Below are 10,466 nucleotides of genomic sequence, written 5' to 3'. Positions count from 1 at the left end.
GGAGTCGAACCCCTGTTACCGCCTTGAAAGAGCGGTGTCTTAACCACTTGACCACGGGGCCACTTAAAATGGTGAGCCATCCGCGAATCGAACGCGGGACACCCTGATTAAAAGTCAGGTGCTCTACCGACTGAGCTAATGGCTCTAATTTAACAAAGCAAGTATTATACTACTATAAAAAATAAATTCTGTCAACCCTATATTAAAAGGAAATTTTTTGTCTCTTACCCCCTTATGTAATTTTACCTTTTTTATCGCATACGGTAACAATAATCTACTCCTTTTTATTTATTTTTATCATCATCCGATATCGAAGCCTGAGCAAAAAGCTTAAAATAATCCCCTCTAAAAAATATAGTCCCATATCCTACCGGCCTATTGTCTTTATTGTAAAGTTTTTGTTCAACCACCATTAAGGGTATATCCCCGTCTATGTTTAGTTGTTCTTTCAATACTTCATCGGGCATACGCGTATAGATTGTCAGCTCTTTTTTCATCGTATAAACATCAAAGCTCTTTGCTACCAACTCGGGAAAGGTGGAAAATATTAATTCCTTTTCTATTATGGGCATCCCTTTAAAATATACGAGAAATTTTTTGTCGTATGCTACCGGTTCGTCATCCTCAAAGAAAAGCCTTTCGATCATTACCACATTCTTGTTTTCCGATATCTGCAGTAAATTGCAAATATCAGAAGGAGGTTTAATAATATCTGCTTTTATCAATTTCATGTTGTTTACTTTTCCTGTTATGCTTTTTATCTCGTTAAAATATAAAATATATTTGTCGTGTTCCGGCTCTTTAACATAGTTGCCTTTACCCTGGACAGAATAAATGTAACCTTCGTTTAATAATATCGCCAGCCCTTTTCTCACGGTCATTCTGCTTGCATTGTATTCCTTACATAGCTCGTGTTCAGAAAATATAGCATCTCCTGGTTTCAATTCTCCTTTTAAAATTTTTTCCCTAATATCTGCAGCAATTTTGAGATACACTGGTAACTTCATTTTTGCATCTCCTTATTCTTAATTTTTTCAATCCATTCTTTACACTTTTTTACTCCTTTTAATGCATCATTTGTATAATAATCTGCACCAATATATCGGCATAACTCTTGATTAAGGTAGCTTCCACCAACTATAATAAAAAGGTTTTTTCTTAGATTGGCTTCATTAAGTGCGTCCACTGTATCTTTCATGGCGTCAACAGTAAATGTCAAGACGCTGCTCATACCCACTATTTCGGGCCTGTAAAGCTCTACGCTTTTTACAAAAGTCTCTTTTGGCACATCTACTCCGAGGTCTATTACATTAAATCCGCTTGCTTCCATAAGCCCTTTGAAAATTTCCTTCCCTATATCGTGCAGGTCTCCTTTTACTGTCCCTAAAACCACTTTGCCCATAAATAACTTTTGTGTATTCTTGAAAACATCAGTATTTTTTATAATGTTTAATACTTCCTTAAAGATAATTCCTGCCATAATCAGGTCTGCAATAAAATACTCTTTATTTTCATAACGTTTTCCAACTCTATCCATGCCTTTTTTCACAAGGTTTAACAAATAAAAAGGGTCCATTTCCATTTCCATTTCCAAAGCCTTTTTTATTAACATTAAAACCTTGTCTTCATTCAATTCCTCTACAGCTTTTACAATTGACTTATCTAACTGCTTCACCATTATAACACTCCTCATGTTTATTAACCTTATAAGCTATTATATCACTATTCGAATTTTTCATCAAAATCTAATTATTTTTTAATTTACCTCAATATTTAAAGCTTTTTTGCCATTTTTTATTACAATTTCATTTATTTCACCTTCAGCCAATCCTGTTTTTTTAAGATGCTCCAATTCATCAAAAAAACCCTCCACATGGTCTACTTTATATGCACCTGCATCACTTCCCACAGCAACTTTAACCCCAAACTGCAAGGCTTTTTTAACATTTTCAAGATGTTTATTATATATCTTTTTTATATTATCCATCTGTTTTTCAAACCTTTTATCGTAATTTTTTAATAAATTCCCAAGAGGAGAAAGGGTAGGCACCCAAACTACATCCTTTTCTGCCATTAGCAGTAATTCTTCCTCCGAAATATAATATCCGTGTTCTACGGTATCTACCCCTGCATTTATAGCCATTTTTATAGCCTTCGACGAATTTGCGTGCACCATTACCGAAAGATTTTTATCCTTTGCCGTCTGTATCATATAATATACCTCATCATAGTCAAAAGAGAGTTCTTCCGTAACACGTCCGTAGGTATCAAAATCTACTATTCCCGAAAGTATTAATTTAAAATGGTCAGGTTTAAATTTTAGAAGCTTTTTAAATTCATAACTAAACTCATCCATCCCCCTTATAGACTTTCCAAGAAAGCTGCCGTAACTACCCGCTTTAGAGAAAGCATACACAGGAGTCTTATAAATAATTCCTTCTTCAGCTGCCAGTTCTCTTGCAATGTAAGAAATGCCAAATTTATCTCCACCATCTCTTAAAAATAGTATATTTTTAGTTTTATATTTTTTTAAAATACTCTTTAATGGCAGGTAATCCCCTTGAAGTACTTTCTCCCTATATTCTTTTGTATTTTCTCCACTCAAAGCTATGTGAATATGACAATCGATATACATTCAAAAGCTTCCTTTCAAAAGATATTAAAACTTAAAAAATACCTGTCGTTTAAAGCGACAGGCTCTTAAAATAATAAATAATAAATATCCTTAATTATTATACTACTGTTGATTTTCTTTTTTCACCCCTATCAAACCCTTTCTATAAGCATTGTTATATTTCCTACAGTATCTGTCTTTTCCTATAAGCGCCTCTGTAGCTAACAGTGCAGCCAACATATCCTTATTGCAGGGGTCCATTATAGCAGAATCCATACCGGAAAAAACGGCGATGGTCAAAAAACACATATTTACTATTTTTCTGTAAGGCATCCCAAAGGAAATATTGCTGAGACCAGAGGTTATTTTTACAGTAGGATATAATTTTTTTATAATATTCATTGTCTCAATAAATTTTAATAAAGAGTTATTATCCGTAGGCAGAGATATAACCAGCGGGTCAATATGTATACGTTCCGGTTGAATATCATATTTTATTGCTTTTTCTATTAGGATTTTTGCAATTTCTACCCTCGTGTTTACATCGGAAGGTATACCCCTGTCGTCACAGGTAAGGGCTATCACCTGCCATTCAGTGCCCTTAATCAATGGATAAATTACCTCACATTTATCCCCTTCTTCTGATACTGAGTTTATAATACCGGGTTTTTTCGCATACTTAAAAACCGCTTCTATTGTCCTTGGGTTAGGGCTGTCAATACATAAGGGTTTATCGACAGCATCCTGGACTATGTCCATCAGCCACTTTAATGTTTCTAATTCAATTTCTGGAGCGGTACCTGCGCATACATCAATATAGTCAGCGCCTGCTTCTGCTTGCCTTATAGCTAAATCCCTTATAAAATTTTCATCTTTGTTTTGGATCGCCTGTCCTACCGAGGGAATGGTCCCGTTTATTTTTTCTCCAATTATAATCACGTTAATCCCTTCCTTCCAATTAGTATATAACATGTATATACATCTTTATTAAAAATTATCATTTTTATCATTTTTTGTCAATATTTTTTTATATTTTCTATATATTTTGTCTATTTTATTTTCATTTATCATGCTTCAAAAACTAATTTTTTTTGCAAAAAAGCTGCTGAATTCGGGTACCGCACTGAGTTCGATATACTTTATCTTTTGAGAAAGCATCTCCGCCCGTTTAAACTCTTTTTTTGAAAGCAGGGCTAACTTTGCTCCGACACCCGCAGCATTCCCTATTCCTTTTATTTTCCCTCTCAGTTCGGGAGGAATTAAACCCACCCTGCACGCACTTTCGGGATTTAAATAGTTTCCAAAAGCACCTGCGAGAAGCACTTCTTTTATATCTTCAACCTTTGCCCCATAGGTTTTTAAAAGCACCTCAATCCCTGCTGCAATTGCTCCTTTAGCTAACTGAAGTTCCCTTATGTCCTTTTGACTTATATATACGGGCTGCCCCGTCGCTGTTTCTTTTTCAAGTAAAAATGACAAAATGCCGTTTATGGTTACAATTCTATCTTTGTATTTTCCTCCTAACTTATTTCTTATCTGATCGGGTTTTAAAATCCTTCCGTTAGTGTCCACAACACCAATTTTTAAAAGTTCGGCTACCGCATCCAGGAGTCCCGAACCGCATATCCCGGCGGGCAGTGTGTCTCCTATTACGGTATATTTATATTCTTCTCCTATGGATACATGGTCTATAGCCCCGGTAGCTCCCCTCATCCCACACGATATATGTGCTCCTTCAAAGGCAGGTCCTGCAGCTGTAGAGCAGGCATAAAGTCTTTCTTTTGTCCCCAGCACGATTTCCCCATTGGTTCCGATATCTATCAAAAGTTTTAATTCCTCCGCTTTATCCATTTCTGCCGCCAAAGCCGCTGCCACCGTATCCGCTCCCACAAAACCGGCTATGTTTGGAAGTAAAAAGACCTTACCCGCAGGATTTATCCTTATACCGATATCATCAGCACCGACTGTCAACTTTTCCTTAACTACCGGCACATAAGGGGCACTGGCCAGATACCGGGGCTGTATTTTCAGGAAGAGATGATGCATGGTGGTATTTCCGGCAACGGTAATGGCATATACGTCTTCCGATTTATAGCCGGCTTCTTCCACCGCTTTTTCTATCAAGCTATTTATTTCCATTACAACTTCCTTATGCAGTTTCTCCAAACCGCCGGCGCTCTGAGAAGCAAAAATTATGCGAGAAATTACATCTGCACCGTATTTGGTTTGCGGATTTATGGAGGAAACATGGGTAAGCTCCTGCCCAGTGTTCAAATTCATAAGGTACCCCACGATGGTAGTGGTTCCTATATCAAAAGCCATACCCAGCAATTTTTCTGTTGTATCTTCGCTCTCAACAGCAACAACTTCGTCACCTGCAATTACGACCGTAGATTTAAAGTCGCTTTTTCTGAGTTTTTCCGGCAAGTCTCGTAATACTTTAAGGTTTGCCCTTAATCCTTTTTGCCCCAGGCTTTCTATTAATCTGGTCCAATCAGCACGATTATCCTGTATGGAAGGATGTGGTAATTCCAAATACACTTTTTTTACCAAAGGATTTATAACTACCTGCCGTTTTACACCCTTTTCTAAAATGTGATGTTTTTGTTCCCGCTTGATAATTTCAACTACTAAATCCCCTTTTACTTCCGTTTGACAGGCAAGAACTTCTTCTTCCTTTTCTCCTTCCTTCTTTATTTTCACCTTACATTTTTTGCACTTACCTGCTCCACCGCAGGGGAATTCAAATTTTATACCGCCTTCTGTAAATACTTCTTTTAAAACTGTGTTTTCTTCTACAAGCATTTCAATATTGTCCGGCAGTATTTTTACCTTGTATTTGTTCATTATGTGCACCACCTAAATTAAATAGTAAATACTTTTTATAAATTTCATAGTTTTAATAAAATATTAGCATAAACACCAAAATAAAAAAAGATATACAAATTTTTATAAAAAAATATATAATTATGCAAAAATAAGTATAAAACTTATAAAGGTTTTATAGTGTCTAATTTGAGCGCGATTAAAATTCAATCAGTAAGGATATGATTTTATGCTTATTTCAAAGGAGTGGAAATCGCGGGAGGGGTCTTAATTTTAGACAAAGTATAAACCAACGCACTAATTGCATATATAACCATTGCTATAAAAATAGGAAAACGTATTGAATCGTTTATATTTAAAAGAAGTGCAATATAATAAGTGGATATAAATCCTCCCACATTCATTATAGCCATCAGTATTCCCGAAGCAGCTGCAAATCCTTCAGGTGGGACAATCATACCTATTATCATCATTACGGCAGGCATTACAATGCCGAATCCCATTCCTACAAGAGCCGCACCTACGGTCAACATCATAAGGCTGTTGGCGTAATTTACACAACCCATCCCCACTGACAATATAGCCAGCCCTATGGAAATGGTAAACCGGGTCGCTTTCTGGTAAAGTTTACCGAAAATGGCACCTGCCACCATTCCCCCTACTGTAAACATCGAGAGCACAAACCCTGCAGAAGCTGCATCGCCCAAATTACCGGTAATTATTATAGTAGACATATTTACCAGCATCGGATAGTTGAGCATCATAACAATGCCGAATAATATGGATATAAAGTATACGGCAGCGGGCATCTTCATCTTTACCTGGTCTAACTGCTCTTTCTTTTCCGGCTCTGGAAGCATGAAAATTACCATGACAAGGGAGATTATGCCCAGCAGGTGGGCTAAAAACGCATGTCGCCAGCTTATGGTGCAGAGTATTGCCCCCAGCATCTGAAGTACTATCCCGCCCAAATTCATTATTACACCTGATAACCCGAGCATATTTGCCCTTTCCTGGCCTTCATAAAGGCTTAAAATAAGTGCATTACCCAGAGGGCTTATCATACCGAGGCCAATCCCAAAAACCGCCCTTGATATTAATATAGATGTAAAGTCATTCATAAAGAAGGGAGCTGCTCCTGCTAGTACAAAAAGAAGTATCCCCACAATCAGCAGCGTTCTGTATCTTATTCTATTGCCCGCCATCATGCCTGCCAGAGCCGTAGATGGAATTATGAAAAGGGAAGGAAGTGTGGATACTAGTAAAACGGTGCTGAATTTAAGCTGGGAAAAGGCTTCAGCTATATTCTGAATGGCAGCTGTGATGGTGCCTACGCCCATTGCTATAAAAAATATGGACATCACGGCAATGGTGATTGTAGTTTTGTTACCCTTCATAATACTCATCCCTTCTAATATTTTTATAAATTTTATTAAGGTATGAGGGCACCGATGCTGGTCTTCACCGGTGCCCAAATATTTACTTTAAGCGTATTTTTCTACTGCTTCAATAAGAGCAGCAATATTTTCCAGAGGTGTCCCTTTCGGCGCAGTACCTACACTTGGTGCTAAGATAAATCCTCCACCCGGTTTTACCTGTTCGACCAAATTCTTTATATATTCATGTATCTTTTCTGGTGTACCGCCGACAATCAAGCTTATGGGTATGCCCCCCATAATACAGGTATGATCTTTCAATAATTTTTTGGCCCTTACCACATCGGTTTTTTCAAAATAAGCTACACCCCAGCCTTTTGGTAAATCAAGAATTGTTTCCAAATGAGCATCATGGCGCCCTTCAAAGAACACAAATACCTTCATGCCTTCTTTTACGAGTCTAAGTATAACTTCTCTTAGTCCTGGCCAGTAAAATTCATTATAGAGTTTTGGTGATAGATATTCATTAAGATGTAATGGTATGAATGCTATATTGATTCCATACTTTTTAGCTTCCAATCCGTAATTTACAATAGGTTCTATCAGCGCTTCGCAAGCTTTTTTAACCTTGTCAGGATATCTTCTAATATCCAACAGGGTGTTTTCTGGCCCTCTTAGAAAATCTCCTATTATATCCAAAGGTGCATATGCGCCGCCTATACCTATGGAAGGATAACCCAATTGAGCTGATACCATACCTATTTGACCCATTAATGCTCCGAATCTTGCTATTTCTATTCCAAACCTAACCATTGTAGCCATCATCTGACTTGGCGTAGCTAAATTCCTGCAGGCCCTCGGAAGCACGGTTTCCGCAATAAATTTAGTGGGATTTTCAATTAAATTATCGTATTCATTCGGTTCCATAAATACTCCGCCTATAAATTGAGGTGATGCATCCTCTGATATTTCTCTTCCAGGGTATCTGTAGTATTTGTCTCCTAAAACATCGTGCATAGGCCCTGTTATAAAAGTAGTATTGAATGCTATATCTGGTGTATCAGCAAACGCCATACAAAATACCCTGCCATCTAAACCCGATATAGATGCTGCAAAAGGCCAGTCGCAGGGAAAATCCTTTAAAAATTTTTCTATTGCTTTTACAGCTTTATCGTAATCATAGCAAAATTCATATTGATTTATCCCGTAGTAAGCAGGAACTATATCTCCTCCTACACCTGCCAAGGGAAGCCTGTCAGGTTCTTGAAGGTTTATAGCAGCCATTACCCTGTCATAGCGCTCTTTTGCAAGTTCCTCCGGTCTTTTTGCCATTCTCCATCACCCCTCTATCCCCATTAATTCCTTGCAAAGCCTTACTCCCTTTGCAGCATCGTCCGCCCATGCATCCGCTCCAGTATACTCCTTAACTCCTTCGTCTACCCTTCCTCCGCCTATTATTATCTTGATTTTGTCCCTTAACCCCACTTCCTTCAATGCATCTACAGTCCTCTTCATCGAGCTTACTCCTGCGGTTATCAAGCAGGACATACCCACTATGTCGGGTTTGTGTTCCTTTACCGCTTCCACAAATTTCTCTTCAGGTACATCTATACCTATGTCAACTACTTCAAACCCGGATGCCTCTGCAAATACCTTGAATATATCCTTGCCTATGTTGTGCACGTCTTCCTTTACCGTGCCAAGTACTATCTTACCAAGCTTTTTAACATCACCTTTTTTAATCATCGGCAGGGTAAACTCCATGATGCTTTTAAATATTTCTCCCCCAAGAATAAGTTCAGAAAGAAAATACTCCCCTTTTTCAAACTTCTCGCCTATCACACCCATTGCGTCCCTGCATACTTCAAGTAGCTTTTGAGCATCTCCACCTCTTTCTAAATACTCCTTCGCCATATTTATTGAACCTTCTTCATCCATATCCACTATTCTGTTGAAAAGTTCCTCAACCACTTTGCCTTCCTCCCTTTCTAATTTTTAATTTTTTTGTTAATTGTTTTAAAATCATTAAATTTTAGCTCTATCCTCCATTTTCACCCCCCATATTTTTTAAAATTTGTATTTTTTGTTTTTCATTTGTTGATTTGAAAAATTGTGAATATAAGAGATGCTAATTATATTTATAATTTGCATTAATTTCAGATATTTTTATTTGCACTCTAAACCTTATCCATGATAAAAATACTTAGTATTTGCCGTACTTTTCAACAGCTTCAATTAAAGCCTTAATATTCTCTAATGGTGTTTCCCTAGGGGCAATCCCTACACTTGGGGCGAGGATGAAGCCTCCACCGGGTTTTACCTCATCCAATAATTCCTTGATGTATGCATCTATCTTTTCAGGTGTCCCGCTCACGATAAGGCTTATAGGCACTCCACCCATAACGCATGTATGGCCTTTCAAAAGTTTCTTTGCCTTTCTTATATCGGTTTTCTCAAAATAAGCTATGCCCCATCCTGCGGGAAGTTCAAGAATTGTTTCCAAATGAGCATCATGCCGCCCTTCAAAAAATACAAAGGATTTTATACCTTCATCTAAAAATCTTAAAATAACTTCCTTGAGATAGGGCCAATAAAACTCCTTATAAAGTTTGGGTGAAAGGTATTCATTAAGGTGAAGCGGTATAAAAGCAAGTTTTACACCAAAAGGCTTTAATGCTAAGCCTACTTTTAAAATTGGTTCTATAAGAGCTTCGCATGCCCTCTTTACCTTGTCTGGATACCTGCGAAGATCAAGCAGCAAGTTCATTTCATCCCTTAGACCATCCCCTATTAAATCTAAGGGTGCATATCCTAAGGTAAAAGGTATTGAAGGATATCCCAGTTCAGCTAAATCCTTCCCTACAGCCTGCACAAAGGAAGTAATTTTTTCAACTTCCAAACCAAGTCTTACCATAGCTGCCATTGCTTTACGCGGAGTTTCTAAATTGCGGCAAATCCTTGGAAGTACGGTTTCGGAAATAAATCCTACAGGATCCTCTATCAATTTGTCGTATTCTTCCGGCTCCATAAAAGTTCCGCCTATAAACTGGGGTGAGCAGTTTTTATCAATTTCCCTACCCGGGTATCTCGTACATTTGTCACCCAGGATGTCGTGAATTGTCCCGTACATTGCCATACCTACACTGGCAGATACATCGGGGTAATCTGCAAAAGCGTAGGTAAAAGGCGGTACTCCAACTCCTGTAAAGCCGGCAGCAAAGGTCCAATCACAGGGGAAATCTTTATTAAACTTTACAATGGCTTTGCGCGTCTTTTCGTAATCAAAACAGTATTCGTACTGAGTAATACCCGAATACGCTGGTATTATATCGCCTCCCAATCCAGAAAAGGGGACTCTGTCAGGCTCTTTTAAGTTTATCGCAGCTTCAATGCGAGCAAGACGCTCCTTTGAGATTTCTTCGGAACTCTTTAAAGTCATTTTTCTTTACACCTCCATTTTAATAATTTTTAAATAATATGGTGACCCTTTTGGGTATTTCCCTTATTTATATATAATTACTTCTTAAATTTTTTATTTATGACTATATATGTATATACATTTTGAATTTAAGCATTATGAATGGACTCACCGTGCACATCGTGAACTGCTTCCATCACAGCCTCGCTAAAGGTGGGATGAGAATGTACAA

Annotated in this window: 9 protein-coding genes and 1 tRNA gene; all 10 read right to left on the bottom strand. The window is 37.7% G+C overall.

From position 1 onward, the window contains the following. Positions 1 to 69: 69 nt before the first annotated feature. Positions 70 to 145 (bottom strand) — tRNA-Lys (locus ACPLVF_RS11540). Between the two features lie 139 nt (positions 146 to 284). Then, positions 285 to 1,007: a GntR family transcriptional regulator gene (locus tag ACPLVF_RS11535; protein WP_424907977.1), complete on the bottom strand. Its 723-nt coding sequence runs from the start codon at positions 1,005 to 1,007 to the stop codon at positions 285 to 287. Next, on the bottom strand, positions 1,004 to 1,678 hold the full coding sequence (locus ACPLVF_RS11530; protein WP_424907976.1) for a cobalamin B12-binding domain-containing protein: 675 nt from the start codon (positions 1,676 to 1,678) through the stop codon (positions 1,004 to 1,006). The genes ACPLVF_RS11535 and ACPLVF_RS11530 overlap by 4 nt, the downstream gene beginning before the upstream one ends. Positions 1,679 to 1,756: 78 nt before the next feature. Beyond that, complete coding sequence (locus ACPLVF_RS11525; protein WP_424907975.1) at positions 1,757 to 2,635, bottom strand: amidohydrolase family protein; 879 nt, start codon at positions 2,633 to 2,635, stop codon at positions 1,757 to 1,759. 102 nt (positions 2,636 to 2,737) lie between these two features. Then, the gene (locus ACPLVF_RS11520; protein WP_424907974.1) at positions 2,738 to 3,553 is read right to left on the bottom strand and encodes a methyltetrahydrofolate cobalamin methyltransferase; all 816 of its coding nucleotides are present in this window, start codon (positions 3,551 to 3,553) and stop codon (positions 2,738 to 2,740) included. 135 nt (positions 3,554 to 3,688) lie between these two features. Continuing rightward, positions 3,689 to 5,461: an ASKHA domain-containing protein gene (locus ACPLVF_RS11515; RefSeq protein ID WP_424907973.1), complete on the bottom strand. Its 1,773-nt coding sequence runs from the start codon at positions 5,459 to 5,461 to the stop codon at positions 3,689 to 3,691. Between the two features lie 212 nt (positions 5,462 to 5,673). After that, positions 5,674 to 6,837 carry an MFS transporter gene (locus ACPLVF_RS11510; protein WP_424907972.1) on the bottom strand — a complete coding sequence of 388 codons (1,164 nt, stop codon included), beginning with the start codon at positions 6,835 to 6,837 and terminating at the stop codon, positions 5,674 to 5,676. An 87-nt stretch (positions 6,838 to 6,924) separates the two neighbouring features. Next, on the bottom strand, positions 6,925 to 8,148 hold the full coding sequence (locus tag ACPLVF_RS11505; protein WP_424907971.1) for a uroporphyrinogen decarboxylase family protein: 1,224 nt from the start codon (positions 8,146 to 8,148) through the stop codon (positions 6,925 to 6,927). 6 nt (positions 8,149 to 8,154) lie between these two features. Then, a complete protein-coding gene (locus ACPLVF_RS11500; protein ID WP_424907970.1) occupies positions 8,155 to 8,787 on the bottom strand; it encodes a cobalamin B12-binding domain-containing protein in 633 nt (210 codons plus the stop codon). A 232-nt stretch (positions 8,788 to 9,019) separates the two neighbouring features. Then, the gene (locus tag ACPLVF_RS11495) at positions 9,020 to 10,255 is read right to left on the bottom strand and encodes a uroporphyrinogen decarboxylase family protein (protein WP_424907969.1); all 1,236 of its coding nucleotides are present in this window, start codon (positions 10,253 to 10,255) and stop codon (positions 9,020 to 9,022) included. Positions 10,256 to 10,466 lie beyond the last annotated feature (211 nt).

The sequence above is a fragment of the Thermovenabulum sp. genome (assembly GCF_049701175.1).
GTDB lineage: Bacteria > Bacillota > Thermosediminibacteria > Thermosediminibacterales > Thermosediminibacteraceae > Thermovenabulum.
Note: the sequence above shows the minus strand (reverse complement) of the source record. Positions and strands in the feature narration are given on the sequence as shown.

What these genes read in the sequence shown, in the direction of transcription:
- ACPLVF_RS11535 (WP_424907977.1), bottom strand. Translation starts at nt 1,007, where the DNA reads ATGAAGTTACCAGTGTATCTCAAAATTGCTGCAGATATTAGGGAAAAA.
- ACPLVF_RS11530 (WP_424907976.1), bottom strand. Translation starts at nt 1,678, where the DNA reads ATGGTGAAGCAGTTAGATAAGTCAATTGTAAAAGCTGTAGAGGAATTG.
- ACPLVF_RS11525 (WP_424907975.1), bottom strand. Translation starts at nt 2,635, where the DNA reads ATGTATATCGATTGTCATATTCACATAGCTTTGAGTGGAGAAAATACA.
- ACPLVF_RS11515 (WP_424907973.1), bottom strand. Translation starts at nt 5,461, where the DNA reads ATGAACAAATACAAGGTAAAAATACTGCCGGACAATATTGAAATGCTT.
- ACPLVF_RS11510 (WP_424907972.1), bottom strand. Translation starts at nt 6,837, where the DNA reads ATGAAGGGTAACAAAACTACAATCACCATTGCCGTGATGTCCATATTT.
- ACPLVF_RS11505 (WP_424907971.1), bottom strand. Translation starts at nt 8,148, where the DNA reads ATGGCAAAAAGACCGGAGGAACTTGCAAAAGAGCGCTATGACAGGGTA.
- ACPLVF_RS11495 (WP_424907969.1), bottom strand. Translation starts at nt 10,255, where the DNA reads ATGACTTTAAAGAGTTCCGAAGAAATCTCAAAGGAGCGTCTTGCTCGC.